27 protein-coding genes are annotated in these 26783 nt (G+C 72.2%); 17 read left to right on the top strand and 10 right to left on the bottom strand.

The genetic code is table 11. The annotated features are described in order from the left end of the window. Window positions 1-108 precede the first annotated feature (108 nt). The 5 genes from KJK29_RS11990 (at window position 109) to KJK29_RS11970 (ending at window position 6156) form a co-directional block, all read left to right on the top strand. Window positions 109-2571, top strand: a complete 2463-nt coding sequence (locus KJK29_RS11990) for a hypothetical protein (protein ID WP_215118744.1) — start codon at window positions 109-111, stop codon at window positions 2569-2571. 159 nt (window positions 2572-2730) lie between these two features. Then, complete coding sequence (locus KJK29_RS11985) at window positions 2731-3642, top strand: ABC transporter ATP-binding protein (protein WP_215118742.1); 912 nt, start codon at window positions 2731-2733, stop codon at window positions 3640-3642. Further along, entirely contained in the window at window positions 3639-4379 is a 741-nt protein-coding gene (locus KJK29_RS11980) for an ABC transporter permease (RefSeq protein ID WP_215118741.1), read from the top strand. The genes KJK29_RS11985 and KJK29_RS11980 overlap by 4 nt, the downstream gene beginning before the upstream one ends. Then, window positions 4376-5545, top strand: coding sequence for a sensor histidine kinase (locus KJK29_RS11975; protein ID WP_215118739.1), 1170 nt, complete (start codon window positions 4376-4378; stop codon window positions 5543-5545). Before KJK29_RS11980 ends, KJK29_RS11975 begins: the two co-directional genes overlap by 4 nt. After that, a complete protein-coding gene (locus tag KJK29_RS11970; protein ID WP_215118738.1) occupies window positions 5542-6156 on the top strand; it encodes a response regulator transcription factor in 615 nt (204 codons plus the stop codon). Before KJK29_RS11975 ends, KJK29_RS11970 begins: the two co-directional genes overlap by 4 nt. Window positions 6157-6247: 91 nt before the next feature. Here the strand turns inward: KJK29_RS11970 and KJK29_RS11965 are convergent, their stop codons facing one another. Then, window positions 6248-7099: a transglutaminase family protein gene (locus KJK29_RS11965; protein WP_215118736.1), complete on the bottom strand. Its 852-nt coding sequence runs from the start codon at window positions 7097-7099 to the stop codon at window positions 6248-6250. Window positions 7100-7129: 30 nt separating this feature from the next. Continuing rightward, window positions 7130-8146, bottom strand: a complete 1017-nt coding sequence (locus KJK29_RS11960; protein WP_215118734.1) for a GNAT family N-acetyltransferase — start codon at window positions 8144-8146, stop codon at window positions 7130-7132. Window positions 8147-8286: 140 nt separating this feature from the next. Between KJK29_RS11960 and fdxA the strand changes: the two genes are divergently transcribed. Together fdxA and KJK29_RS11950 are read left to right on the top strand one after the other, a co-directional pair. Then, window positions 8287-8604: a ferredoxin gene (gene fdxA, locus KJK29_RS11955; RefSeq protein ID WP_010047804.1), complete on the top strand. Its 318-nt coding sequence runs from the start codon at window positions 8287-8289 to the stop codon at window positions 8602-8604. A gap of 313 nt (window positions 8605-8917) precedes the next feature. Continuing rightward, window positions 8918-10009, top strand: coding sequence for a bifunctional succinyldiaminopimelate transaminase/glutamate-prephenate aminotransferase (locus KJK29_RS11950; protein WP_215118732.1), 1092 nt, complete (start codon window positions 8918-8920; stop codon window positions 10007-10009). Between the two features lie 86 nt (window positions 10010-10095). Here KJK29_RS11950 and KJK29_RS11945 read toward each other — a convergent pair whose 3' ends face one another. Together KJK29_RS11945 and KJK29_RS11940 are read right to left on the bottom strand one after the other, a co-directional pair. Continuing rightward, entirely contained in the window at window positions 10096-10542 is a 447-nt protein-coding gene (locus tag KJK29_RS11945) for an ATP-binding protein (RefSeq protein ID WP_215118730.1), read from the bottom strand. A 355-nt stretch (window positions 10543-10897) separates the two neighbouring features. Then, window positions 10898-11881 (bottom strand): heavy metal transporter, encoded by a 984-nt coding sequence (locus KJK29_RS11940; protein WP_451244500.1) that lies wholly within the window; start codon window positions 11879-11881, stop codon window positions 10898-10900. A gap of 85 nt (window positions 11882-11966) precedes the next feature. On the opposite strand from KJK29_RS11940, the gene dapE reads away from it, so the two are divergent. Both dapE and KJK29_RS11930 read left to right on the top strand, forming a co-directional pair. Then, window positions 11967-13046: a succinyl-diaminopimelate desuccinylase gene (gene dapE, locus KJK29_RS11935; protein ID WP_215118724.1), complete on the top strand. Its 1080-nt coding sequence runs from the start codon at window positions 11967-11969 to the stop codon at window positions 13044-13046. 120 nt (window positions 13047-13166) lie between these two features. Then, complete coding sequence (locus KJK29_RS11930; protein ID WP_215118722.1) at window positions 13167-13925, top strand: LOG family protein; 759 nt, start codon at window positions 13167-13169, stop codon at window positions 13923-13925. 36 nt (window positions 13926-13961) lie between these two features. On the opposite strand, the gene folP is transcribed toward KJK29_RS11930, so the two are convergent. Beyond that, window positions 13962-14822 (bottom strand): dihydropteroate synthase, encoded by an 861-nt coding sequence (folP, locus tag KJK29_RS11925; RefSeq protein WP_215118720.1) that lies wholly within the window; start codon window positions 14820-14822, stop codon window positions 13962-13964. 142 nt (window positions 14823-14964) lie between these two features. Here folP and KJK29_RS11920 point away from each other — a divergent pair, with 142 nt between their 5' ends. Continuing rightward, the gene (locus KJK29_RS11920) at window positions 14965-15360 is read left to right on the top strand and encodes a DivIVA domain-containing protein (RefSeq protein ID WP_215124239.1); all 396 of its coding nucleotides are present in this window, start codon (window positions 14965-14967) and stop codon (window positions 15358-15360) included. Continuing rightward, window positions 15357-15941, top strand: coding sequence for a DNA-3-methyladenine glycosylase I (locus KJK29_RS11915; protein WP_215118719.1), 585 nt, complete (start codon window positions 15357-15359; stop codon window positions 15939-15941). The genes KJK29_RS11920 and KJK29_RS11915 overlap by 4 nt, the downstream gene beginning before the upstream one ends. Window positions 15942-15956: 15 nt before the next feature. Here KJK29_RS11915 and chcB read toward each other — a convergent pair whose 3' ends face one another. Next, window positions 15957-16760: a 2-cyclohexenylcarbonyl CoA isomerase gene (gene chcB / locus KJK29_RS11910; RefSeq protein ID WP_215118717.1), complete on the bottom strand. Its 804-nt coding sequence runs from the start codon at window positions 16758-16760 to the stop codon at window positions 15957-15959. A gap of 382 nt (window positions 16761-17142) precedes the next feature. Between chcB and KJK29_RS11905 the strand changes: the two genes are divergently transcribed. Then, complete coding sequence (locus KJK29_RS11905) at window positions 17143-17310, top strand: DUF3117 domain-containing protein (protein WP_003966491.1); 168 nt, start codon at window positions 17143-17145, stop codon at window positions 17308-17310. A 115-nt stretch (window positions 17311-17425) separates the two neighbouring features. On the opposite strand, the gene KJK29_RS11900 is transcribed toward KJK29_RS11905, so the two are convergent. Beyond that, a complete protein-coding gene (locus KJK29_RS11900; RefSeq protein WP_285439965.1) occupies window positions 17426-18124 on the bottom strand; it encodes an O-methyltransferase in 699 nt (232 codons plus the stop codon). 162 nt (window positions 18125-18286) lie between these two features. Between KJK29_RS11900 and sigE the strand changes: the two genes are divergently transcribed. The 5 genes from sigE (at window position 18287) to KJK29_RS11875 (ending at window position 23451) form a co-directional block, all read left to right on the top strand. Then, entirely contained in the window at window positions 18287-19057 is a 771-nt protein-coding gene (sigE, locus tag KJK29_RS11895) for an RNA polymerase sigma factor SigE (protein WP_221298717.1), read from the top strand. A 71-nt stretch (window positions 19058-19128) separates the two neighbouring features. Then, the gene (locus tag KJK29_RS11890) at window positions 19129-20052 is read left to right on the top strand and encodes an anti-sigma factor family protein (protein WP_370869131.1); all 924 of its coding nucleotides are present in this window, start codon (window positions 19129-19131) and stop codon (window positions 20050-20052) included. A gap of 133 nt (window positions 20053-20185) precedes the next feature. Beyond that, window positions 20186-21916, top strand: a complete 1731-nt coding sequence (locus tag KJK29_RS11885) for a S1C family serine protease (protein WP_215118709.1) — start codon at window positions 20186-20188, stop codon at window positions 21914-21916. A gap of 208 nt (window positions 21917-22124) precedes the next feature. Then, window positions 22125-22577 (top strand): sec-independent translocase, encoded by a 453-nt coding sequence (locus KJK29_RS11880; protein ID WP_215118707.1) that lies wholly within the window; start codon window positions 22125-22127, stop codon window positions 22575-22577. A gap of 202 nt (window positions 22578-22779) precedes the next feature. Continuing rightward, on the top strand, window positions 22780-23451 hold the full coding sequence (locus tag KJK29_RS11875) for a hypothetical protein (RefSeq protein WP_215118705.1): 672 nt from the start codon (window positions 22780-22782) through the stop codon (window positions 23449-23451). 51 nt (window positions 23452-23502) lie between these two features. On the opposite strand, the gene KJK29_RS11870 is transcribed toward KJK29_RS11875, so the two are convergent. From KJK29_RS11870 to KJK29_RS11860, 3 genes are read right to left on the bottom strand one after another with little or no spacing between them, the layout of a single operon-like run. Beyond that, window positions 23503-24636, bottom strand: coding sequence for an Mrp/NBP35 family ATP-binding protein (locus tag KJK29_RS11870; RefSeq protein WP_215118703.1), 1134 nt, complete (start codon window positions 24634-24636; stop codon window positions 23503-23505). A 42-nt stretch (window positions 24637-24678) separates the two neighbouring features. Continuing rightward, window positions 24679-25278, bottom strand: coding sequence for a DUF1003 domain-containing protein (locus KJK29_RS11865; RefSeq protein WP_215118691.1), 600 nt, complete (start codon window positions 25276-25278; stop codon window positions 24679-24681). Next, window positions 25268-26551, bottom strand: coding sequence for a magnesium transporter MgtE N-terminal domain-containing protein (locus KJK29_RS11860; protein WP_215118690.1), 1284 nt, complete (start codon window positions 26549-26551; stop codon window positions 25268-25270). The genes KJK29_RS11865 and KJK29_RS11860 overlap by 11 nt, the downstream gene beginning before the upstream one ends. Between the last annotated feature and the right edge of the window lie 232 nt (window positions 26552-26783).

Raw genomic sequence — 26783 nt, 5'->3', positions numbered from 1 at the left:
CCGGCGGTCGTGGGATACGGGCCAGAAGTGGCCAGTATGGTGGTGCGCGCCGCCGAGCTGCCCGCGTGAGGTTGTGTCGGGCGGCGGAGCCAACCGGGAGAACCTGCCTTGAGTCGTGAAACTGACACTCCGTCCTCCGGGCCCAACGGGCGCGGTGGAGCCGCCTACCCGTCGGGTACGCCGCCGTACGGGACCCCCGCGGTCTCCGACGCCGGTACGGACGCGGGCCGTTCGGCCGCGCGGCCGGAGGAACGCAAGACCGAGACCACGCTGACGACCCGGATCCGGATCAACATCCCCGGGTCACGGCCCATTCCGCCCGTCGTGGTGCGCAAGCCCGTCGCGGACGCGGAGAGCTCGGCCGACACCGGGACCGCCGCGGGCAGCGGCAACGAGGCCTCCGCGCCGGGTGCCGCGACCTCCAGAGGCACCGGCACGGTCGAGCCTCCCGCCGAGCCCGCGCAGCCCGCCGACGACAAGCCGACCAGCGACTGGTTCGCGCCCCGCAAGTCCGGCACGGGACCGGGCGGTCAGGGCGGCGGTTCCACCAACGGGGCCGGTATCCCGGGCGGTTCGAACCCGGCGGCGGGCGGTTCCGGCGCGGGCGCCCCTGGTCCGGGTGCTCCCGGCGCGGGCGCTCCCGGTGCGCCCGGTGGGGCCCGGCCGGGTGCCGGGCGGCCCGGAGGCGTGGTCGGCTCCATGGGCGCGCCGGGCGGCTCCCGGCCCGGCGGTACGAACGGTGCGGGGCTTCCCGGCGGCGCGACCGGCGGACCCGTCGCGCCCGGGCACGGCGGCGGCACCGGCTCCTTCGACGTCACCGAGGCACTGGCGGCGGGCCCGCTGGGCAACGGCTCGCGTCCCGCCCCGGGCAGTGGCGGTGGCGGTGGTGACGCGCGCCGCGACGATCTGCCGTTCTTCGCGGAGAACGACCGCGGCGGCCAGGGCGGTCCCGGCTCCCCGGGCCCGTCCGGCCCGACGGGCGGTCCGGTCACCGGCGACGGCCCGATGGTGCCGCCGGCCGGTGGACCCGGCGCCCCGGGCAGCGGTCCCGACGCCTTCTTCGACGGACCGGGTGGACGCGGTGCCCCGGGCCGACCGGGTGGCCCCGGCGGTCCTGGCGGCCCCGGCGCCTTCAGAGAGCCGGGCAGGCCCGGTGGTCCCGGCGGCCCCGGCGCCTTCGACGAGCCCGGCCGCTCCGGCGGCCCCGGCGCCCCCAGCGCCTTCAATGACCCCGGCCGACCGGGCGGGCCCGGAGCCATAGGCGGGCCCGGTGGCCCCGGACGCCCGGGCGCACCCGGCGGCCCCGCCGGCAAGAGCGGCCCCGGTGGCCCTGCCGGCGCAGGCGGCCCCGGCCCTCTGGGCGGCGCCCCCGGCGGCGGCATGAGCGACGACACCGCCATCCTCACCCCGCAGAAGCCGGCCCCCGAACCGGACGGCCCGGGCTTCGGCCCCCGCCACGACAACGTCTCCGGGCACACCGTCACCAGCGGCATCCCGGTCGTACCGTCCGGCGCGGCCTCCCCGTTCGGCCCGGGCGCGCCCGGCGACGGCCCGGTGCCGCCCGGGGCCCCGAAGCTGCCCGAGCCGGTCTCCCCGCCCCCGGCCAGCTCCTCGAAGGCGCCGAAGAAGAAGGGCCGCAACAAGCTGGTGCTGCTCGCGGTCGGCGTGGTCGTCGCCGCCGGTGGCCTCTACGGCGCCGGTCTGCTGATGAACCGCACCGACGTCCCCAAGGGCACCAGCGTCCTCGGCGTCGACATCGGCGGCACCACCCGCGACGGCGCGGTCAAGAAGCTCGACGAGGCCTTCGACGACCGGGCGGGCAAGCCGCTGAAGCTGTCGGCGGGCGGCAAGGCCGTGTCCCTCGACCCGGACAACGCGGGCCTCCAGTTCGACATGGACGCCACGGCCGACGCGGCGGCCAAGAGCGACTACAACCCGGTCTCCGTGATCGGCTCGCTCTTCGGCAACCACCGCGTCGTCACTCCCGTCATGCCCATCGACGAGGAGAAGCTGCACGCGTCCCTGGAGACCGCGGCCGGCGGCTCCGGCTCGTCCTCCGACGGCACCATCAAGTTCCAGAACGGCAAGGCCGTCGCCGTGTACGGCAAGGCGGGCCAGGGCGTCGACCTCGCCAAGTCGACGGCCGCGGTCGAGGAGGCCTACCGCTCCCAGGTGGAGACGGGCACCGCCGGCACGGTGGACCTCCCGACCACGACCCGGCAGCCGACCGTCTCGAATGCCGAGGTCGACCGGGTGCTGAAGGACTTCGCGCAGCCCGCGATGTCGGCCAAGGCCTTCGTACAGACCGACGCGGCGCACAGCATCCCGTTCGGCGCGCTGTCGCTGCCGAAGATCCTCGGGTTCAAGGCCGTCGACGGCAAGCTTGTGGAGACCTACGACCTGAAGGCGCTCAAGGAGGCGTACGGCACGACCTTCGACGGCGTGCAGATCGAGGGTGCGAGCGGCAAGCGCGACGTCCTTCCGCAGGACGTCGTCGCGGCGCTGCGCAAGGCGCTGCGCGGCAAGACGACGGCGGAGCGCGTCGGGGTCATCGAGACCAAGCCGAACTGACCTCGGACGGTCCGCACAGACCGCACGGACGGACAGCCCCTGCCCCCGACCGGGCAGGGGCTGTTCCGCGTCGTCACCCGCACGGCATGACATCTGTCATCCGGCACTCCGGACGCCCGACACTGCCCCCGCCCACACCCCCGAAGCCACCATGGCCGTATGACAACGACAGCCTCGGTGGTCGCGTTCGACCAGGTGAGCAAGGCATACGGCACCGTCCGGGCCGTGGACGGACTGACTCTGACCCTGCGTCCGGGGGAGACCGTGGCGCTGCTCGGCCCCAACGGTGCCGGCAAGTCCACCACCCTCGATCTGCTCCTCGGTCTCAAGAAGCCCGACAGCGGCACGGTCCGGCTCTTCGGCGAGGGCCCCCGGGAGGCGATCGTCGCCGGGCGCGTGGGCGCCATGCTGCAGAGCGGCGGGCTGATGGACGAGGTCACGGTCGCCGAACTGGTGCGGCTCGCCTGCGATCTGCACCCGAAGCCGTACCGGCCCTCCGAGGTGCTGTCCCGCGCGGGCATCGCGCAGATCGCCGACCGCAAGGTCAACAAGCTCTCCGGCGGCCAGGCCCAGCGCGTCCGCTTCGCCCTCGCCACCGCGGGCGACAGCGACCTCATCGTCCTGGACGAGCCCACCACCGGCATGGACGTCACCACCCGCCAGGCCTTCTGGGCCACCATGCGCGAACAGGCCGACCAGGGCCGGACCGTCCTCTTCGCCACCCACTACCTCGAAGAGGCCGACGCCGTCGCCGACCGGGTCCTGGTGCTGCACCGCGGCCGGCTCCTCGCCGACGGCACGGCCGCCGAGATCAAGGCCAAGGCGGGCGCCCGCCGCGTCTCCTTCGACCTCGCGGGCGACGTCGACGAGGCGGCCCTGCGCGGCCTGCCGTTCCTGACCTCCCTGGCCCTCTCCGGCCGGACCGTGCGCATCCAGTCCACCGACGCCGACGCGACCGTCCACGCCCTCTACGGCCTCGGCGTCTACCCCCGCAACCTCGAAGTCGCCGGGCTCGGCCTGGAGCAGGCCTTCGTCGCGATCACCGCCGCCGAGGAGGCGAAGTCGAAGTGAACAGCCTGATCAAACTGGAACTCACTCGCGCCCTGCGCAACCGCAAGTTCCTCTTCTTCTCGGTGATCTACCCGTCGATCCTGTTCCTGATCATCGCGGGCAACTCCGACAGCACCACGAAACTCCCCGGCACCGGCCTGACCCTGCCGACCTACATGATGGTCTCGATGGCCTCCTTCGGCGCTCTCACGGCCGTCCTCATGGGCAACAGCGAGCGCATCGCCAAGGAGCGCGAGGGCGGCTGGGTGCGGCAACTGCGCCTGACCACCCTGCCGGGCCGCGGCTACGTCCTCGCCAAGACCGCGAGCGCCGCCGTCGTCAGCCTGCCGTCCATCGTCATCGTCTTCGCCGTCGCGGCGGCCGTGAAGCACGTACGACTGGACGCCTGGCAGTGGCTCGCCCTCACCGGCGCGATCTGGGCCGGCAGCCTCGTCTTCGCCGCGCTCGGCGTCGCCCTCGGCTACCTCGCCAGCGGCGACGCGGTCCGCCCGATCACGATGATCACCTACTTCGGCCTGTCGATGCTCGGCGGCCTGTGGATGCCGACGACGACCTTCCCGGCCTGGCTCCAGGACATCGCGAAGTGGCTTCCCACGCACGCGTACGCTGCCCTGGGGCAGGCCATCGAGCAGAGCCGCGCCCCGCACGTCCAGGACCTCGCCGTCCTCGTGGTGTCGTTCGTCCTGTTCGCGGGCGGCGCGGCCTGGCTGTACCGGAAGGACACCCTGAAGGCGTGAGCGGCGTCGGGTTCGGTATCGGGCAGCGCCCGGTGAACCGCAGGCAGCGGGCGGTGAAGTCGCTGTGGACCGGCATCTGGCTGGTCTATCTGAGCGCACCCGTCACCGACCTGCTGCACGGCGGCCACAGCACGGGCGTACGGATCCTCGGCTGGCTGGGCCTGGCCGCGTTCGTCACCTGGTACATGCTGCTGGTCTTCCGCACCGGCCGCGGCGAGCGCAACGGCCTGGTGCTCGCCTCGCTCGGGGTCCTCGCGGCCCAGTCCACGCTCCTCGCCCTCACCCTGGGCCGCGAGTGGCTGGTGCTGTTCGTGTACGTCTCGATCGCGTCCGGGGCCGCCCTGCCCCTGCGCCTGGCCCGCTGGACGATCCCGGTCGCTTGCGCCCTGCTGACCGCCGTGGCACTCGCGACGCACGACGGCCTGGCCTATCTGTCCGGGCTCCTCATCCCGGCCCTGCTCGGCGGCTTCGCCATGACCGGCGTACGCGAACTCGTGCGCACCACCATCGCCCTGCGCGAGGCCCGCGCCACCGTCGCCCAGCTCGCCGCCAACGAGGAACGCCTGCGGCTGGCCAGGGACCTGCACGACCTGCTCGGCCACTCCCTCTCCCTGATCACCCTCAAGAGCGAGCTGGCCGGCCGGATGCTCCCCGGCCGGCCCGACGAGGCGGCCCAGCAGGTCGCCGACATCGAGCAGGTCAGCCGCCAGGCCCTCGTCGACGTACGCGAGGCCGTCACCGGCTACCGGCGCCCCCGCCTCGCCGCCGAACTCGCCGGTGCCCGGGTCGCCCTGACCGCGGCCGGTGTCACCGCCGACCTGCCCGCCGAGCCGCCCGGCCTCGCCGGTGTCCCCGAGGAGAGCGAGTCCGCCCTCGCCTGGGCCCTGCGCGAGGCCGTCACCAACGTCGTACGGCACAGCGGCGCCCGCCGCTGCACGGTCGGGCTGCTGCCCCGCCAGACCCTCGACGGCCCGGTGCTCGAACTCACCGTCGAGGACAACGGCTCCGGCGGCCCGGGCGGGGGCCACGGCAACGGCCTCACGGGCCTCACCGAACGCCTGGCCAAGGCGGGCGGCACCCTGGAGGCGGGCCCGCTCAAGCACGGCTTCCGCCTGGTCGCCCGCGTGCCGACGGCCCATCCGGCGGACGTAGGATCCCCGGCATGAGCCGCACGATCAAGGTCCTCCTCGCCGAGGACCAGTCGATGGTCCGCGAGGCCCTGGCCGCTCTGCTCGGCCTGGAGGAGGACATCGAGGTCGTCGCCCAGGTGGCCCGCGGCGACGAGGTCCTGGAAGCGGCCCGCGCACACGCCGTCGACGTCGCCCTCCTGGACATCGAGATGCCCGGTGCGACCGGCATAGAGGCCGCGGCCCGCCTCCACGAGGAGCTCCCGGCGGTGAAGCTGGTCATCCTCACGACCTTCGGCCGCCCCGGCTATCTCCGCAGCGCCATGGAGTCCGGCGCCGACGCCTTCCTGGTCAAGGACGCCCCCGCCGCCCAGCTCGCCGACGCGATCCGCAAGGTCCTCACCGGCGAACGCGTCATCGACCCCACCCTCGCGGCAGCGGCCCTGGCCGACGGCGCCAACCCCCTCACGGACCGAGAACGAGAGGTCCTGCGAGCAGCCGCCGACGGCTCCACCAACGCCGAACTGGCAACCACCCTGCACCTCTCCCAGGGCACGGTCCGCAACTACCTCAGCACAGCCATCCAGAAGCTCGCGGTGAGAAACCGAGCAGAGGCGGTCCGAACAGCACGCGAAAAGGGCTGGTTGTAAAAACGCCCCCTCAGGGGCGCGGGGAACTGCGCGACCAGCCACAACGCACCCGCACAAGCGACGCGACACAAGCCCCCACGGCGAGAAGGCGTCAATTGAGCATCGCCCGAGCCGCAAAAGCCTCCCCCCGAACCTGCTCGGCCGCAGCCTCATCCACGGCCTCCACCACCTCCGCATAGGCCTCCAGCTCCGAGGCCCCGCCCAGGAACTCCCCCCGCTGCACCAGCAACTGCGCCCGCTCGTACCGCAACCGAGCCGGATGCGAGGGCAACAACAGCGACAGCTCGACCGCCCACAGCGCGACATCCGACCGCTCCGGCCGAGCCGCGGCCCACGCCCGCACGTTGTTCAGAATCCGCAGCACCACATCCAGCGGATCCGCAGGCCGCAGCATCGCCGGATCGATCCCCGCCCCCGTCGCCCCGGCGACCAGCACCTCCGCGTCCTCCCCCGTCAGCACCCGCCCCCCGTCGAACGGATCGGCGAGCACCTGCCCCTCGTCAGGCCCGAACCCGACGACGAAATGCCCCGGCAGGGCCACCCCGTACACCGGCGCCCCGGCCCGCCGGGCGACCTCCATCCACACCACGGACAGCAGAATCGGCAACCCCCTGCGCCGCACCAGCACCTCGTGCAGCAGCGAGGACTCCAGCCGCTGGTAGTCGGCCGGGCTGCCGCCGAAGCCCATCCGCTCACCCAGCAGCTCGCGCAGGGCGACCGCCCAGGCGCGCGGCCCGCCGGGCCGGTACGGCAGCAGCCCGGCCAGCCGGTCCAGCTCGACCTGCGCGGCATCCAGGCCCGCCTCGTCCAGCTCCCGGTCCGCCTCCGCGCCCACCAGCAGGCACAGCGTCGACAGATCGGGCCGCTCGGAGCGGGCCTCCTCGGCGAAGCGCCGCCGCAGCTCGGCGGAGCGCTCAGGGGACGGGGGACAGGGGGGACGCATAGTTGGCTCGTGCCCTCTCGCGACGATCGGTTACCGGCCGGTGCCGCCGGATTCCGGCGCCCGGTAGTGGTGGTAGGCGTGGTGCGCGGCGAAGCCCATCCCGGCGTACAGCTCCCGCGCTCCCGCGTTCTCGGCCTCGACCTGGAGCCACGCGGCCGACGCCCCCTCGTCGAGGGCCCGCCGGGCCAGCGCCGCCATCACGGCGGTGCCCAGCCCCTGCCGCCGCAGCGCCGGATCGACCTCGACGGCGGCGAACCCGGCCCACCGCCCGTCGACGACACACCGCCCGATGGCGGCCGGAGCGGCACCCTCCGTGGCACCGGGCACGGTCGCGAACCACACCGAGGGCCCGCTCCCGAGCACCCGCAGCGCCACCTCGCTCACGCCCTTGCGCTGGTACCGCGCCAGCCACGCCTCGTCCGCCTCCCGGGACAGCACGACCCCGGACGGCTCCTCCCGGTCGGCGACCGGCGCCAGCGGCCCGACCCACAGCTCGGCGGTCACCTCCCGCACCCAGCCCCGCGCCTCCAGCTCCGCGCAGAGCAGCTCCTGCGTGCCCTCGGCGCCGGTCGCGGTCTGGACGTAGGCGGGCAGCCCGCGCTCGTCGTACCAGCGCCGGACGGCGCCGAGCGCCTCGTCGAGCGGCAGGCCCGGCTCGCCGAGCGGCAGCACCGAATTGGCCCGCCGCGTGAACCCGGAGGCGGCCCGCAGCTCCCAGTCTCCGAGCCGCTCGCTCTCCACGGACCGCCAGGCCCGCGCGGCGACCCGGGCCAGCTCCTCGTACGAGGCGGCCGGACCACGGCGACGCGCCGGAGCGGCGGGTACGACCTTCCCCGCGACCAGCGAGGATTCCGCGATGCGGACGCTCTCGCCGCTTCTGCGTGTGATCAGCAGCACACCGCTGTCCCATGATGTGAGAACGCCGACCGTGTCGGTGAACTTCTCACCCGGAGCCGCGTGTTCGATCAAGCTCCGTACGGAGACCCGTTTGCCCACGTCAGCAGCGGTGATGGCCACCTCGAGACGCCCGCCGGCTGAGATTTCCACAGGTCCGTACACCCCTCCTGTTCGGATCATGCCCAAGAACGGAGATACTAGGGGCGGGCATCGACGACGCCGCGCTCCCGCGCGCCAGGCGGCGGAGCCTGAGGAGGCCCGCCAGCGCCCTATCGAGGAGGAACGACAGCGTGACCTACGTCATCGCGCAGCCTTGTGTCGACGTCAAGGACAAGGCGTGCATCGAGGAGTGCCCGGTCGACTGCATCTACGAGGGCTCCCGGTCCTTGTACATCCACCCGGACGAATGCGTCGACTGTGGTGCCTGTGAGCCGGTCTGCCCGGTCGAGGCGATCTTCTACGAGGACGACACCCCGGAGGAGTGGAAGGACTACTACAAGGCGAACGTCGAGTTCTTCGACGAACTCGGCTCGCCCGGCGGCGCCAGCAAGCTGGGGCTGATCGAGCGCGACCACCCCTTCATCGCCGCGCTGCCGCCACAGGCCTAGCCACCGCAAGCGGCCCGCACACCGCGCCGCTGGGCCTGTCGTTTGGATCAGGTCGCAGGGAATCGGCGGTGTCTCGTCATCGCCGGTGAGCGGGGTCTGGTGCGTGCGGCTGCAAGGCGGAGGAGGGAGTCGACGCGGAGCGTCGGCGACCGACGACAACGCCGCAGACGTGCGTGCCGGGCCCCGCGTCTGCGGCCTGATCCAAACGGCAGGCCCTGAGGTCCCGTACGGCCCGATCACGCCCTGATCGCCGTACGGGGCCGAGGCGTTTGCCCTACGACGGCTCGTACGCACCAGAAAGTGAGCCAGATCCGTGTCCGCAGTCTCCGACCGTCTCCCCGCTTTTCCCTGGGACAAGCTGACGCCGTTCAAGGCCACGGCCGCCGCCCACCCGGACGGCATCGTGGACCTGTCCGTCGGCACCCCGGTCGACCCGGTCCCCGAGCTGATCCAGAAAGCGCTGGTCGACGCGGCGGACTCGCCGGGCTACCCCACCGTCTGGGGCACGCCCGAGCTGCGCGACGCGATCACCGGCTGGGTCGAGCGCCGCCTCGGCGCCCGCGACGTCACCCACCGCCACGTCCTGCCGATCGTCGGCTCCAAGGAACTCGTCGCCTGGCTCCCGACCCAGCTGGGCCTCGGCCCCGGCGACCGGGTGGCCTACCCGCGCCTGGCCTACCCGACGTACGAGGTGGGCGCCCGCCTGGCCCGCGCCGAGTACGAGGTCTACGACGACCCGACGGAGCTGGACCCGAAGGGCCTGAAGCTCCTCTGGCTGAACTCCCCGTCGAACCCCACGGGCAAGGTCCTGTCGAAGGCGGAGCTCACCCGGATCGTGGCCTGGGCCCGTGAGCACGGCGTCCTGCTCTTCTCCGACGAGTGCTACCTGGAGCTGGGCTGGGAGGCCGACCCGGTCTCGGTGCTGCACCCCGACGTCAACGGCGGCTCGTACGACGGCATCGTGTCCGTCCACTCCCTCTCCAAGCGCTCGAACCTCGCGGGCTACCGCGCGGCCTTCCTGGCCGGCGACCCGGCCGTCCTGAGCCCCCTCCTGGAGATCCGCAAGCACGGCGGCATGATGACGTCCGCGCCGACACAGGCGGCCGTCGTGGCGGCCCTGAGCGACGACGAGCACGTCCGCGTCCAGCGCGAGCGCTACGCGTCCCGCCGCGCCCTCCTGCGCGAGGCTCTGCTGTCCCACGGCTTCCGCATCGAGCACAGCGAGGCCAGCCTCTACCTGTGGGCCACCCGGGGCGAGTCCTGCTGGGACACGGTCGCCCATCTCGCGGAACGAGGCATCCTCGTGGCCCCGGGCGACTTCTACGGCACGGCCGGCGCGGAGTTCGTCCGCGTGGCCCTGACGGCGACGGACGAGCGGATCGCGGCGGCCGTACGGCGCCTGTAGCCCCCCGCGGGCCGTCAGCGAAACGGAACACGGCGAAGGGGTCCAGGGAATTCCCTGGACCCCTTCGCCGTGTTCCGGGACCGGCGTCAGCCGATCGGCAGGCCCTTCGCCGGCAGCGTCTTCGCGGACGGCACGCCGCCCTTCGTCAGCGAGTCGGTCGGCAGACCGCCCTGCGCCGAACCGGCGGCCTCGCCGACGAGCTGCCCGGCGGAGCCCGCCGCCTCACCGGCCGCCTTCTGGGCGACGGGCGTGGCCTTCTTGACCGTCTTGCCGCCGAGCTTGCCCGCGGCCGGCACCGCCTTCTTGACGGCCTTGCCGCCGGTGTCACCGGCGGACTTGCTGACGTCCGTCGCCGCGCCGTCGACGGTGTTGCCGACGTTCGCCCCGTCCAGGGCGGTCAGGCCGCCGAGGTTCGGGTTGGCCGGCAGCTCGGGGGCCGCACTCGCGGAGCCGGCCGCACCGACCCCGGCAGCCGCCCCCGCAGCGACAATGAGCGCGGCACGGGCGATCCGGCGGGTCAGGGGGAGGGACATGGTGCTCCTTCGACGGAGAGAACAGTGAGGTTCGTGAAGTGTCCGACCGGCTCCGGGAGTTGATCGACTGGCTGTTGACCACCCCGGCTCGGACGCAGTGACTACCGCTCGAAGCCCGGGAAGGTTGCGGCGTCGCAACGTAAAGAGTTGGTAATGCGTCGCATAATCGGCTGCGGACAAACGGGCAAAAAGACCCACCCCGGAAAGTCCGCCGAATCCTTCCAGCCCTGTACGCCCAAGGGTTTTCACGGATTCCCGGGTGAGGACGCGAAAACCTGCGCACACCGTCGCGGCCGAGCCGCGCGGGTAATCCCCAGGGGTGAGTTCCCGTACCTCTGCGCGATCCGGGTACGAGTCAGCGCATCGTGACAATACGGACGTCGTCCGCGTCCCGCTGCGCGCCCGCGGTGCCCTTCGTCGCCGGAGCGCGCCATTCGCTGGCCGTGTTCCCGGCGACCCACTCACGCCCGGCGTACGTCACGCGCGCGATGTGCAGCTCGGAGGCGTTGGCCACGGCCCAGTGCGCGAGCTGCCAGCCGCGCTGCTCCGTGCTCCGCCCGGTCGCGGAACCCGGGGCGGTGGTCACCGGCAGCGTCACCGTCCGCCCGCCGGACTCGCCCGTACCGCCGCTCGGGGACGGCGTCGGCGTGGCCGCCGAGGAGCCGCCCACCTCGGCGGCGGCCGGCTCCAGCACATCGCGTCCGAAGTCCCGCACGAGCGCGGTACGCACCCCGTCCGGGCCCGTCGCCCGGGTCGCGCCCGGACGGCCCTCGCAGGTCAGCGTGGCCGAGGACTGGCCGGTGAGGGCGGCGGCGAGCAGCGCGGCGTCCGGCTCGTGCTTGGCGTAGGCCTGCGGGAAGCCGCTGCGCTGCACGCGCTGCGCGGCGACGGTGAGGGGCAGCCGGGTGTAGCCGGGCACCTTGACCAGGTGGTCGTAGAACTCGCCGGCCGAGTACGTCGGGTCCAGGATCTCCTCGCGCGTGCCCCAGCCCTGCGAGGGCCGCTGCTGGAACAGGCCGAGGGAGTCCCGGTCGCCGTGGTTGATGTTGCGCAGGCTCGACTCCTGCAGCGCGGTCGCCAGCGCGATGGTCACGGCCCGCTCCGGCAGCCCGCGCCCGGTGCCCACGGCGGTGATCGTCGCCGCGTTCACGGCCTGCTCCGGGGAGAACGTGTACGACGCCCCGTCGCCCTTGCCCGAGACGACCTTGCAGCCCGGTTCGCCCGTGCCTCCGGTGATGTACTGCACGACGAGGTATCCGGCGACCGCGAGCAGGGCCATGAAGGCGGACCCGCATCGAAAGAGGCGGCCGCGACGCTTGGGGGAGGACGGCTCTGGCACGCCGTACAAGGTACTGGAGAGTATGGATGCCCATGTGCCCGGTGGGGAGACTGGGCACCGGGTCTGGCGCGTTAGGGTCGACGGCATGGCCGACACCTCGCTTGACCTCACGCTGGACGCCGCGGAGCTCACCGCCCGGCTCGTCGACTTCCGCTCCGAGAGCGGCACCGAGAAGCCGCTCGCGGACGCCATCGAGAACGCGCTGCGCGCGCTGCCCCACCTGACGGTCGACCGGTACGGCAACAACGTCGTGGCCCGTACGAACCTGGGCCGCTCGGAGCGGGTGATCCTGGCCGGTCACATCGACACCGTCCCGATCGCGGACAACGTCCCCTCCCGGCTCGACGAGGACGGCGTCCTGTGGGGCTGCGGCACCTGCGACATGAAGGCGGGTGTCGCGGTGCAGCTGCGCATCGCGGCGACGGTCCCGGCCCCCAACCGCGACCTGACCTTCGTCTTCTACGACAACGAGGAGGTCGACGCCGAGCTGAACGGCCTCAAGCACGTCTCCGAGACGCACCCCGAGTGGCTTGAGGGCGACTTCGCGGTCCTCCTGGAGCCCTCGGACGGCCAGGTCGAGGGCGGCTGCCAGGGCACCCTGCGGGTGCTGCTGAAGACCGCGGGCGAGCGGGCCCACTCGGCGCGCGGCTGGATGGGCTCCAACGCGATCCACGCGGCCGCCCCGATCCTCGCCCGCCTGGCCTCCTACGAGCCCCGCTGGCCGGTCATCGACGGCCTGGAGTACCGCGAGGGCCTGAACGCCGTGGGGATCGGCGGGGGAGTGGCCGGCAACGTCATCCCCGACGAGTGCGTCGTCACGGTCAATTTCCGCTACGCGCCCGACCGCACGCCCGAGGAGGCCGTCGCCCACGTGCGGGAGGTCTTCGCGGACTGCGGCGTGACGGAGTTCGAGGTCGTCGACCACAGCGGCGCGGCGATGCCGGGCCTGTCCCACCCGGCGGCCAAGGCGTTCATCGAGGCGGTGGGCGGCACCCCGATGCCAAAGTACGGCTGGACGGATGTCTCCCGCTTCTCCGCGCTCGGAGTCCCCGCGGTCAACTACGGCCCCGGCAACCCCCACTTGGCCCACAAGCGGGACGAGCGTGTGGAGACCGCGAAGATCCTCGCGGGCGAGGAGCGTCTGCGGAGTTGGCTGACGGCCTGATCCCGTCCGGGGCGCCCCCGTGTTTACGGCGCTTTATCGCGGACATGCTCACGTCCCTCGTTCGTAACCCGCGTAGATCTACGCTGAGGTGGAACGACAGGCACGACGGAGGGAGCGCACATGGCGACCGGCAACCCCGAGGGGAAGAAGCAGCCGCCGGAGGAGAAGCGCCTGGGCCCGGTCCTCCGGAGGCGGGACCAGGTGCAGGCCAGCACGACCGACCAGCGGCTGCTGGACGCGGGCGGCCCCTCCGACTGGGTGCACACCGACCCCTGGCGCGTGCTGCGCATCCAGTCGGAGTTCATCGAGGGCTTCGGCACGCTCGCCGAACTCCCGCCCGCGATCAGCGTGTTCGGCTCGGCCAGGACATCGGCCGAGTCGCCCGAGTACGACGCGGGCGTCCAGCTGGGCCGGGGCCTGGTGGAGGCGGGTTTCGCGGTCATCACGGGCGGCGGCCCGGGGGCGATGGAGGCGGCCAACAAGGGCGCCCTGGAGGCCAAGGGCATCTCCGTCGGCCTGGGCATCGAGCTGCCCTTCGAGCAGGGGCTGAACCCGTACGTCGACATCGGCCTGAACTTCCGCTACTTCTTCGTCCGGAAGATGATGTTCGTCAAGTACGCCCAGGGCTTCGTGGTCCTGCCCGGCGGCCTCGGCACCCTCGACGAACTCTTCGAGGCCCTCACCCTCGTCCAGACCCAGAAGGTCACCCGCTTCCCCATCGTCCTCTTCGGCAGCGACTACTGGGGCGGCCTCGTCGACTGGCTCCGCGGCACGGTCATCGCCCAGGGCAAGGCCGCGGACAAGGACCTCCTCCTGTTCCACGTCACGGACGACGTGGACGAGGCGGTGGCTCTGGTGTCGAAGGAAGCGGGCAGGTAGAGGTCTTTTCGAGCTCAGGTACCTCGGGGTGACGCCCTAGGCCAACCCACGCCGGGCAACGGCAGGAGCCCGATGCCCGGCGATGGATGCCACCATGTCCAGCACCTGCCGCGTCTCGGCGACCTCATGCACCCGGTACACCTGCGCCCCCAGCCACGCGGACACGGCCGTCGTCGCCAACGTCCCCACGACCCGCTCCTTCACGGGCCGGTCCAACGTCTCTCCCACGAAGTCCTTGTTGGACAGCGACACCAGCACCGGCCACCCCGTGTCGACCATCTCGCCCAGCCGCCGAGTCGCCTCCAGGCTGTGCCGCGTGTTCTTCCCGAAGTCGTGCCCGGGATCGATCAGCACCGACTCCCTCGGCACCCCCAGCGCCACCGCCCGCTCCGCCAGCCCGACGGTCACGTCCAGAATGTCGGCGACGACATCGTCGTACTCGATCCGGTGCGGCCGCGTCCGCGGCTCCGCACCGCCCGCGTGCGTGCACACCAACCCCACCCCGTACCGCGCGGCGACCTCGGCGAGCCCCGGATCGACCCCGCCCCACGCGTCGTTCAGCAGATCGGCCCCGGCCTCGCACACGGCCCGGCCGACCTCGGCCCGCCAGGTGTCCACGCTGATGATCACGTCCGGGAACCGCCGCCGCACCTCGGCCACGAACCCGACCGTCCGCCGGGCCTCCTCCTCGGCCGTGACCTCCTCGCCCGGCCCGGCCTTGACCCCGCCGATGTCGATGATCGCGGCTCCCTCGGCCACCGCCTGCTCCACGCGCGCGAGGGCCGGCTCGTCGAGGAAGGTCGCGCCCCGGTCGTAGAAGGAGTCCGGGGTCCGGTTGACGATCGCCATGATCACCGGCTCACGCGGCTCGAATTCCCGCCTGCCCAGCCTGAGCATCCCCTGTGACCTTTCCTGGTACGTCCCCGTCTTCCGCCGCCTGCGACCCTAACTGTCAGACTCGCATGGCACGATCGGAGCCTGACAACATCCGTCTTTCGAAGACTCCGAGACACCTGACCGTGGGGGCCCCGCGATGGTTATGTTCTTGTTCCTGGTCGTCGCGCTGGTCCTCGTGGTCGGCGCGGTGACCCTGGCCGTGCTGGGCGGCGGCGAGAACGGCCCGCTGCCCGAGGCCGCCCCCGAGCAGCTCCGCGACCCGCTGCCCCCGGACCGCCCCGTCGACCGCGCCGATGTGGAGAGCCTCCGCTTCCCGCTGGCCGCCCGCGGCTACCGCATGGGGGACGTGGACGACGCCCTCAGCCGCCTCGGCGCCGAGCTCGCCGAGCGCGACGCCCGCATCGCGGACCTGGAATCGGCCCTGGCGGGCGCCCGCACGGCCGCCACCCACGGCCCGGTGTCCCCGCCGCACCACGCGTCCGCGGAGAACCACGTGTCCATGGACAAGCCCGGTCCGCGACAGGAGGACCGGCCGTGAGCGACGGCGCCGCCCTCGCCGGCCCGGACGGCGCGCCGCGCTGCCCCTGGGCCCTGTCCGCCCCGGAGTACGTGACGTACCACGACGAGGAGTGGGGCCGCCCGGTCCACGGCGACGACGCCCTCTTCGAACGGCTGAGCCTGGAGGCCTTCCAGTCCGGCCTGTCCTGGATCACGATCCTGCGCCGCCGCCCCGGCTTCCGTGCCGCCTTCGCCGATTTCAAGATCGCCTCGGTGGCCGCCTTCACCGACGAGGACCGCGAGCGCCTGCTGGCCGACACCGGCATCATCCGCAACCGCGCCAAGATCGACGCGACACTCGCCAACGCGCGCGTGCTGACCGAGTGGGCCCCGGGCGACCTGGACGAGCTGATCTGGTCCCACGCCCCCGAGCCGGGCACCCGCCCGGTCCCGAAGGCGCTCTCCGACGTCCCGGCCGTCACCCCCGAGTCGACGGCCCTGGCCAAGGCGCTGAAGAAGCGGGGGCTGCGTTTCATCGGCCCGACGACGGCGTACGCCCTGATGCAGGCCTGCGGACTGGTCGACGACCATCTGCAGACCTGCGTGGCGCGTCGGTCCTGACGCCGTTTCCGCAGGTCAGCGGCCCAGGTACTTCGGCTTCTCCTTGTTGACGAAGGCCTGCACCGCGATCGCGTGGTCCTCGGAGGAGCCCGCCCGCGTCTGGAGTTCGTCCTCCTTGTCCAGGGTCTCCTCCAGGGAGTGCGTCAGCCCGTAGGCCACCGCCTCCTTGAGCGCCGCGTACGCCACCGTCGGACCCTCGGCCAGCGCCCGTGCCACCTTCTCGGCCTCCGCGCGCAGCTCGCCGGCGGGCACCAGGCGGTTGGCGATACCGAGCTCGTACGCCTCCTGCGCGCTGATGCTCCTCGGGAAGAACAGCAGGTCGGCCGCCCGGCCGGGGCCGATCACGCGCGGCAGCGTCCACGAGATGCCCGAGTCGGCGGTCAGGGCCACCCCGGCGAAGGAGGTGTTGAACGCGGCCGTGTCCGCCACGATCCGGTAGTCCGCCGCCAGCGCGAAGCCGAAGCCCGCCCCGGCCGCCACGCCGTTCACGGCGGCGACGACCGGCTTCGCCGCCTCGGCCAGCGCCCGCACGATCGGGTTGTAGTGCTCCCGCACCGTGTTCATGGTCTGCCGCGAGCCGGTCTCCCGGTCCTGGACCAGCAGCCCGATGTGTTCCTTGAGGTCCTGCCCGACGCAGAACGCCCGGTCACCGGCGGCGGTCAGCAGCACCGCCCGCACGGCGGCGTCGTCCGCCGCGGACCTGACCGCCTCCCGCAGGGCGACCTTGGCCTCCACGTTCAGCGCGTTCATCGCCTCGGGGCGGTTCAGCGTGATCGTCGCGAGCCCGTCGCTCACCTCGTAGAGCACGGTGTCGGCCATGGCGTATCCCCTCCGTGTCGCTGCTCGGGGACCTACCGGCCGGTAGGTCCCGGGTCTGCAGGACAGCATGACGGAGATCGCCGACGGGTGACCGCACCGGACGTGTGACCTGCGTCAAAGAATTCTCGCCCGTTTCCGTTCGGCGGATGTGTGTGCGGTGGCGGAGTATCGCAGTCACTTCGCCGAATTGAGTGGTTTTGCTCGCGTGCGTTGCCCAAGCGATGCCTACTGATGTTGGTCATCGGGTCCTGCGATGCGGGATAATGGCTTGGAAGCAATGTGTTCGATGCCGGTGTCGCGAGTCCTGCTCAGGGCCGCACGTGTGCCCTTCTCGGGGCCGACGGCTTTGACGATGAGCTGGGTTTCAGGAAGGGGAACGAGCATGGCGGCCATGAAGCCGCGGACGGGCGATGGCCCGCTCGAGGTGACCAAGGAGGGGCGGGGCATCGTCATGCGCGTTCCGCTCGAAGGCGGCGGTCGGCTCGTCGTCGAGCTGACCCCGGACGAGGCCGACGCGCTGGGCGATGCCCTCAAGAAGGTCGTCGGCTGAGGCGCAAGCGACCATACCCTTTCAGCTGCCCCGGCATCATCCGCGATGCCGGGGCGGTTGTTTTCTCATCAACTTCCGACTGCCCCGGCTGCCGCTTCGCTAACGTGCGATCCGGCTAGCGTTTCACCGCGCACAGCAGCCCGTCGCCCACCGGCAGCAGCGACGGCACCAGCTCCGGGCTCTCGCGCACCGTGCGCAGCAGCTCCCGCAGCCGCAGCACCTCCGTGGGCTGCGGTCCGGAGTCCACCGTCCGGCCGTTGGCGAAGGCGCCCTCGAAGACCACGAGCCCACCGGGGCGCAGCAGCCGCAACGATTCAGCGAGGTAGTCCATGACCTCGAGCCGGTCACCGTCGCAGAAGACGAGGTCGTAGCCGGAGTCGGCGAGGCGGGGCAGCACATCGAGGGCGCGGCCCGGGATGAAGCGGGCCCGGTTGCTGGCGAAGCCGGAGGCACGGAAGGCCTGGCGGGCGAACTGCTGGTGCTCCGGCTCGGGATCCACGGTCGTCAGCACACCGTCGGGCCGCATACCGTGCAGGAGGTGGATCCCGGAGACACCGCAGCCGGTCCCGATCTCCGCGACGGCCTTGGCGTCGACGGAGGCGGCCAGCAACCCCAGCGCGGAGCCCGTGCCGGGCGTCACCGAGCGCAGCCCCGCGTCACGGGCCCGGTCCCGGGCCCAGCGCAGCGCGTCGTCCTCGGCGACATAGGCGTCGGCGAACGCCCAGCTCGTCTGCCGGTTGCCGGTAATGACCCTCTCCTGTCCCCGTGAATGCCTCGGCGTGACTGTATCCGTTGGGCGCGGGAACCCGCAGATGGGACCGGTCGTTTAAAGGGATGAGCAAACGGCGCGGACCGGGACGGGGGGCGGGCAGTGGACGAGGACGCCGAGCAAGTGCCGTCGCAGCAGTACGAGGCGTATCAGCCCAGATCAAATTCTCGTAAAACCGCTTATCCGGTCCTAACGGGCGAGGTGGCTATGGTAGGGGCTCCACTGGACACCACCAGAGCTGACAGGGGAGGTGCGGCTGCGCCTGTGGATCGCGGAGGAGTGTTCCGGCGCTTCCTCGGATCAGCGGGCAGGCCGACATCCGTGAACGACACCGCTGACCACAGCCACGCCGCTGACTTCGCCCAGACCGCGACCTTCTCCACCGACGCGGACGGGCAGGCGTGGACTCCGCCCACCTGGGAGGAGATCGTCAGCACGCACAGCGGCCGGGTCTACCGGCTCGCCTACCGCCTCACCGGCAACCAGCACGATGCCGAGGACCTCACACAGGAGGTCTTCGTCCGTGTCTTCCGCTCCCTGTCGACCTACACGCCGGGCACCTTCGAGGGCTGGCTGCACCGCATCACCACGAACCTGTTCCTGGACATGGTGCGCCGCAAGCAGCGCATCCGCTTCGACGCGCTCGGCGAGGACGCGGCCGAGCGGCTGCCCAGCAAGGAGCCCACGCCCCAGCAGGTCTTCAACGACGCGCACTTCGACGCGGACGTCCAGCAGGCCCTCGACACCCTGGCCCCCGAGTTCCGCGCCGCGGTCGTCCTGTGCGACATCGAAGGACTGTCGTACGAGGAGATCGCCGCGACCCTCGGCGTCAAGCTCGGCACGGTCCGCTCGCGGATCCACCGTGGTCGCTCCCAGCTGCGCAAGGCCCTCGCGCACCGCTCCCCGCAGGCACGGGCCGAGCGCCGCTCGTTCGTGCCCCGTGTTCCCGCACTGGGAGGAGGGGGCGCGAGCGCGTGAGCGGATCACGTCCTGAGTCTTCCGAGGGACACCTCGCAGAGCAGCACCTGGGAGACCGACTCTCCGCCCTGGTGGACGGAGAGCTCGGTCATGACGCGCGGGAGCGCGTACTGGCGCATGTGGCCACCTGCCCGAAATGCAAGACGGAGGTGGACGCCCAGCGCCGGCTGAAGAACGTGTTCGCGGAGGCGGCCCCACCGCCTCCCTCGGAGAGTTTCCTGGCCCGCCTGCAGGGACTACCCGCGGGCGGCGACCCGGACGGTGACGGTATGCCCCCGGGTGGCGGAGGGCTGCCCGGCGGACTGTCCGGACGGTTCGGATCGTCCGGGGCCTTCGGCGCGAAGCGCGGCGAGCGGTTCGAGTTCGGGTACGCCCCGTCCCGGCCGCATGTCCCCGTGCTGCCGTCCGACAACCGAGGCCTTCCCTCGGGGAGCCGGGGTTTCCGTATCCACGACGTCGGCCGCCCCGAGCCCGACAGATCCTCCTCGCGGCTGCGGTTCGCCTTCGCCGCCGCCGGGGCGGTGTCCCTGGCCGCGATCGCCCTGGGCGGCGTCAGCACCGTCACCCCCGGCGACGTGGAAGCCCGCGGCGGCTCCGGCACGGGAAGCAATGTGACGCCGACACGTACACAGGGTTCGGGCGCGACGACCACGCCCGAGTCCCAGCGACGCCGGGGCGCGGCGCCGCTGCTCGGACAGGGGCAGGGCCAGAGCATGCTCGGCCGGACGCCGGTCGCCCCGACCGAGGCGTCCGCACCGCTGCTGCCCGGAATCCCGCCGGTCGGAGGGCACCATGCCGTGCACGCGCTGACCGCCCCCGTGGTGGCCGGTGCCGTGGCCATGTCCCCGCTGATACATCCCCTCGCGGCGGCCGCCCCGGCCGCCCTGACCTCGTGGTCCGCGGCCCCCGAGATCGCGGCGCCCCTGCTCGCCGTGCCCCTCCCGGACCCGGCCCCGTCCCCCTCTCCTCCCGCCTCCTCGCGGACGGCCCGCTGACCGGCTCCCCTGCGCACCGGGCGGCGAACCTGATTGAATCCGGGGGTTGTCGCCCGCTGCCGAGGTGTGGCCGGGCGCCGATTCGACGAACCGCGGCCACCGCATCGAGCCGTGCCGCGGCTGTGGGGAGAGCATGAACGAGGGGAAGCCCACGAAGGCGAAGTGGTGGAGCCGTCCACGGCCGCAGGACGCTCCGGGGGAGCAGGGGGAGTCAGGGGAGCATGAGGGGCAGGGGGCGGCCCCGGAGGACTCAGCCGACACCGACGGTGACTTCGAGCTGGCGCGGCCCGCCGTGCGGCAGGACGAGGACGCGGGGGACTACGAGTTGAGGGGTCCGGAGGAGCCCGCCGACACCGCGGTGGAGCCCGCTGACGCCGTCGTGGAGCCCGCCGTGCCGGTCGGCGGCGCTCCCAAGCCGCTGCACGATCCCGACCCCTACAGCACCCCGCCCTACGGCGAACCGGGCCCCTGGGCGCCCGCGCCGCCCGTCCAGCACCCGGCGGCGACGCCGACGCACGGCACGGCGATACCGAGTCAGCCGAACCAGACGTCCATACCGGCGGCGTCGGCACCCCCTCCCGGCATCCCGGCACCGGCCCCGGCTCCGGCACCCGCACCGGCTCCTGAATCCGCGGCCCCCGCCCCCGCCCCCGCTCCCGACCCCTGGCAGCGTTACGACCCCTGGGCGGCTCCCGCGGCCGCCGGGCCTCTCCAGCAGACCGGGGCCGGTGTGCCCAGTACGGAGCAGCGGCGCAGGCGGGGCAGGAAGGCGCTGGTGGGTGCCGCCGTGGTGCTGGCGCTCGTGTCCGGGGGGTTCGGCGGCGTGGTAGGGACGTATCTGGAGCGGAACGGGGGCATCGGGTCCGTCGAGCTGCCGCAGGCCGGGAAGGAGTCCGCGGGGCGGGACTCCGGCAGTGTGGCCGGGATCGCCCAGCGGACTCTGCCCAGCGTGGTCACCCTGCATGTGAGCGGCGGCGGAGAACAGGGCACCGGCACCGGCTTCGTGCTCGACGACCGCGGGCACATCCTCACCAACAATCACGTCGTGCGGCCCGCCGGATCCACCGGCGAGATCACCGTGACCTTCAACAGCGGGGAGACCGCCCAGGCCGAGCTCGTCGGCCAGGACAGCGGCTACGACCTCGCCGTCGTGAAGGTGAAGGGCGTACGCGGCCTCACCCCGCTGCCCCTCGGCAACTCGGACAACATGCAGGTCGGCGATCCGGTCGTGGCCATCGGCGCGCCCTTCGACCTGGCCGGCACCGTCACCTCCGGCATCATCAGCGCCAAGCAGCGGCCCATCACGGCGGGCGGCGAGAAGGGCGACGGCAGCGACGTGTCGTACGTCGACGCGCTCCAGACCGACGCGCCCATCAACCCCGGCAACTCCGGCGGGCCGCTGCTGGACTCCCGGGGCCGGGTCATCGGCATCAACTCGGCCATCCGCTCGGCGGGCAGCGGCTCCGAACCGGACAGCGGCCAGTCCGGCTCCATAGGCCTCGGCTTCGCCATACCCATCAACCAGGGCAAACGCGTGGCCGAGGAGCTGATCAACACCGGGAAGGCGACCCACCCGGTGATCGGCGTCACCCTGGACATGGACTACACGGGCGACGGCGCCCGGGTCGCCGCCGAGGGCAGCGAGGGCGGAGCCCCGGTCACCGCGGGCGGGCCGGGTGCCAAGGCCGGGATCAAGGCGGGCGACGTCATCACAGCCGTCGATGGCCAGCGGGTCCACTCGGGCGAGGAACTGATCGTCAAGACCCGGGCCCACCGCCCCGGCGACCGGCTGGAGCTGACGCTGGAGCGCGGAGGCAAGGAACGGACTCTCTCCCTCGTCCTCGGCTCCTCCGGCGGCGGCTGAGACGTGATGTCCGGGACGCACAGGGACCAAGAAGGCAAACAATTCGGAAAGCGCTCCCACTCCCCGCGGCCGGAGGTCTCGGGACAGTACCGGTCGGACAGGAACGCCGGGTACCGTGGATCCGGCCCGGACCACGGCAAGACCCGCACCGACCACCGAGGGCCGACCACCGAGGGCCGAGGACCGCGGACATCGCAAGGAGCTTCAGGTGTTCAATGACATAGGACCACTCGAGCTGGTGACGCTCATCGTCCTCGCCGTGCTCGTCTTCGGTCCGGACAAGCTCCCCAAGGTCATCCAGGACGTGACGCGCACCATCCGGAAGATCCGCGAGTTCTCGGAGAGCGCCAAGCACGACATCCGGGAGGAACTCGGCCCGGAGTTCAAGGACTTCGAGTTCGAGGACCTCAACCCCAAGGCGTTCATCCGCAAGCAGCTGGACAACGAGGACCTGGGGCTCAAGGAGATCCGCAACGGCTTCGACCTGAAGAAGGAGATGGCCGAGGTCACCGACGCCGTCCACAGCCGTGACTCCGACGCGTCCTCCTCCTCGTCGTCCTCCGCTGCCGCAGGTTCGTCGGGGGGCCGTATCGACATGACGAAGAAGCCCGAGACGCCCGACCGGGACAACCGTCCGCCCTTCGACGCGGACGCCACCTGAGCGACGCGCGTGACGCGTTTCATACTCCGGTCGGGCTGTGTACGGCCTGAACAAGGCCCCCGTGCGGCCCATGCGCCGGGCGCTTTCCCTGCTGCTCGCAGCGGTGTGGCTATGCTGCCGAGTTGTTGTGCGGACCGGAAGAGTACGCCCGAAGGGGGGCGGGCCGTTCCGGACCGACTAGAGCGAGGAGGCGTCCGGGCACATGGAGACGACGAGTCCAGGAGTCGCGCAGGCGCCGGCCGCGGAGGACGGACAACAGGTCCCCTCCGCCCGGCGTAACGTCGACGGCTACCTGCGCGCGCCCTTCCCGTGGTACGGCCTCGACGAGGCCTTCACGGGACCGCGCTGGCTGATGCAGGTCGGTACGGCGGCCGACGGGGCCGTGGAACACGGGTCGATCGGGCACGGAGACGAGCCCAGGGTGCGCAACGAGTTCGTGGCCGGGGGTGATCAGGAGGCCAAGGAGAAGTTCGCGGTCGTGGTCACCGTCGCGGCGCATCCCTCGCGGCGTACGGCGGACGGTACGGGGCTGCTGGAGGCCACGTCGGTGTCCTCCGCGGCGTGGCTCGCGGGTGTGGGGCTGCTGTCCTCCACCTGGCCCGGGCAGATGGACCACTCCCTGCGGGACGACTGGCTGGAGCAGCAGACGGAGACGGCGTGGGTGCTGGCGGACGACCTCGACGGGGCCGACTGGTCGACGTTGTCGTTGCCGGTTGACGGTGTGCCGACGACGTTCCACTACCGGGAGTCGGAGTTCGGGTGGGTGCTGGCCGGGTCTACCTCGGCCGGGGTTCATGTCGGGGCGTACGGCAGAGGGATGAGTGCGTATGGGATTGGCTTCGCCGTGGTGAAGGACATCGCCGACTACGCGTGATCGAAGGGGCGCCGGGTGTTTCGGCGCCCCTTTGCCCAGCCGCGTCCAGATCTAGAACTTGTTCCTCGGAGTGATCCCCAGGGACAGGCCCGACAGGCCCCTCTGGCGGCCTCCCAGCTTGCCCGCGATGGCGCGCAGGGCGGAGCCCGCCGGGGAGTCCGGGTCCGTCAGGACGACCGGCCTGCCGTCGTCGCCGCCCTCGCGGAGGCGGACGTCGATGGGGATGTTGCCGAGGACCGGGACGGTGGCGCCGGTCGTGCGGGTCAGACCGTCGGCCACCACCTGGCCGCCGCCCGTGCCGAAGACGTCGACCATCTCGTCGCAGTGCGGGCAGGGCAGGCCGGACATGTTCTCTACGACGCCGACGATCTTCTGGTGGGTCTGCACGGCGATGGAGCCCGCGCGCTCGGCGACCTCGGCCGCCGCCTGCTGCGGGGTCGTGACGACCAGGATCTCGGCGTTCGGGACGAGCTGGGCGACGGAGATGGCGATGTCGCCGGTGCCGGGCGGCAGGTCCAGCAGGAGGACGTCCAGGTCGCCCCAGTACACGTCCGCGAGGAACTGCTGCAGGGCGCGGTGGAGCATCGGGCCGCGCCAGACGACCGGGGCGTTGCCCGGGGTGAACATGCCGATGGAGATGACCTTCACGCCGTTCGCCGACGGCGGCATGATCATGTTCTCGACCTGGGTGGGACGGCCGTCGGCGCCGAGCATGCGCGGCACGGAGTGGCCGTAGATGTCGGCGTCCACGACACCGACCTTGAGGCCGTCGGCCGCCATGGCCGCCGCCAGGTTCACCGTCACCGAGGACTTGCCCACGCCGCCCTTGCCGGAGGCCACCGCGTAGACGCGGGTCAGGCTGCCGGGCTTGGCGAAGGGCACCTCGCGCTCGGTCTGGCCGCCGCGCAGGGCGCTGGCCAGCTCCTTGCGCTGCTCGTCGCTCATCACATCGAGCGTGACATCGACGCGGGTGACGCCCTCGACGCCGGAGACCGCGTCGGTCACGCGCTGCGTGATCGTCTCCCGCATCGGACAGCCCGAGACCGTGAGGTACACGGTGACCGCGACCGCCCCGTCCGCGCCGATCTCGACCGACTTGACCATCCCGAGTTCGGTGATGGGCTTGTGGATCTCGGGGTCGTTCACCGTCGCCAGTGCCTCGCGCACCGCGTCTTCCGTAGCCATAGGACGATGGTACGGCGCTGTACCGGTGCGTAGGAAAGGCTGTCAGCGGTCGTCTGCGTCACGTCCCCGTGGCCGTTCCGCCGGGAATACGACGGGGTCGTGACGGTGGCCGTTGTGGCGTTCCTCCAGCTCCTTGATCGTGTCCTGGAGCTCCGAGCGGATCCAGTCCCGGGTGGCGACCTCGCCCAGGCCGATCCGCAGGGCGGCGATCTCGCGGGTCAGATACTCGGTGTCCGCGATCGACCGCTCGTTCTGCTTGCGATCCTGCTCAAGATTGACCCGGTCACGGTCGTCCTGCCGGTTCTGCGCGAGCAGGATCAGCGGAGCGGCGTAGGAGGCCTGGAGCGAGAGCATCAGGGTCAGGAAGATGAACGGGTACTCGTCGAAGCGCAGATCGCGCGGGGCGAGGCTGTTCCAGGCCACCCACAGCACGATGGCGGCCGTCATCCAGACCAGGAACCGCCCGGTGCCGAGGAAACGCGCGATGCGTTCCGACATCCGCCCGAAGGCCTCCGGGTCGTACTCGGGCAGGAACCGGTGCTTGGGCACACCGGGCTGGTCGAGCCGGGCCGTGCGCGGCCGGCTCGCGGCCGTGGCGCCGGTCGGCGTGCGCTCGCGCAGGGTCTCGCGCTCAGGAACCATCGGTCGCCACCTCCTCGTCCAGATGGAACTCCGTCTCCCGCCAGTCCTCGGGCAGCATGTGGTCGAGGACGTCGTCCACGGTCACCGCGCCCAGCAGCGACCCCGCCTCGTCCACCACGGGCGCCGCGACCATGTCGTACGTCGCGAAGAACCCGGCGATGGCCGGCAGGTCCGCCTCGGGGTCGAGCGGTTGCAGATCGCTGTCCAGGATCGAGCTGACCAGCGAGGGCGGTGGCTCGCGCAGCAGGCGCTGGAAGTGGACCGTGCCCAGATACTTGCCGGTCGGTGTCTCGTCCGGTGGCCGGCAGACGTAGACCTGGGCGGCCAGGGCGGGGGAGAGGTCGGGCTCGCGGATGCGGGCGAGGGCGTCGGCGACGGACGCGTCCGGGCGCAGCACGATGGGCTCGGTGGTCATCAGACCGCCCGCCGTGCGTTCCTCGTACGACATCAGGCGCCGCATGTCGGCCGCGTCGCCGGGCTGCATCAGGTTCAGCAGCCGCTCCTGCTCGTCCGTCGGCAGCTCGCCCAGCAGGTCGGCCGCGTCGTCCGGGTCCATGGCCTCCAGGACGTCGGCGGCGCGCTCCTCCTTCAGCTTGCCGAGGATCTCGATCTGGTCGTCCTCCGGCAGCTCCTCCAGCACATCGGCCAGCCGGTCGTCGTCGAGGGCGGCGGCGACCTCGGCCCGGCGCTTGGGGGAGAGGTGGTGCAGGACGTTGGCCAGGTCGGCGGCGCGCAACTGCTCGAAGGTGGCGAGCAGGTTCTCCGCGCCCTGCCCCTGCTCCTCCAGGGAGAAGCCGGTGACGGCGGTCCACTCGACGGTCAGCGCCTCGCCCTTGGCCCGCCGGAAGGCGCTGCCCTTTCTGCCCTTGCGGACGAAGACCCGGTCGATCTCCCACTCCCGGCGGGCCGGCAGCTGATGCACCGACAGGTCGAGGACGGTGACGTCCTCGCCGGTCTCGGTGAGCGTCACACGCCGGTCCAGCAGCTCCCCGAAGACCAGCCGCTCGGTGGGCCGCTGCTCGAAGCGCCGCACGTTGAGCACGCCGGTCGTGATGACCTGGCCCGACTGGATGGCGGTGACCCGGGTCATGGGCAGGAAGATGCGGCGGCGGGTGGCGAGTTCGACGACGAGGCCGAGCAGTCTCGGCGGCCGTTGCGCCACCCGCAGCATGACGACCAGATCGCGCACCCGCCCCACCTGGTCCCCCGCGGGGTCGAAGACGGCGACACCGGAGAGGTGCGATACGAAGATCCGGGGGGCGCCCGCTGCCATGGCCGCGGCTCCTTTACGTGCGGGGTGTTTCGTGGTGCCTGTCCTTGCGTCCGGCTCTGTGCCGGTCTGTGTAGCCGTCTGTTCCGAATTGCCCGCTCGGGTGGGCTTCAGGCTAGCCCGTCCCGATCGGTGGTGCGTCGGCGGGCGGTCCGGACGGACTGGCTCCGACCTGCCCGCACGTGCCCGGTACCCTGCGGTACGCCGTTCAGGTCTCCCCGCAGAGAGGCAGCTC

It is taken from the genome of Streptomyces koelreuteriae (genome assembly GCF_018604545.1).
GTDB classification, from domain to species: Bacteria; Actinomycetota; Actinomycetes; order Streptomycetales; family Streptomycetaceae; genus Streptomyces; species Streptomyces koelreuteriae.
The sequence above is the reverse complement of the archived record's forward strand: the minus strand, read 5'-3'. Positions and strand labels throughout refer to the sequence as shown.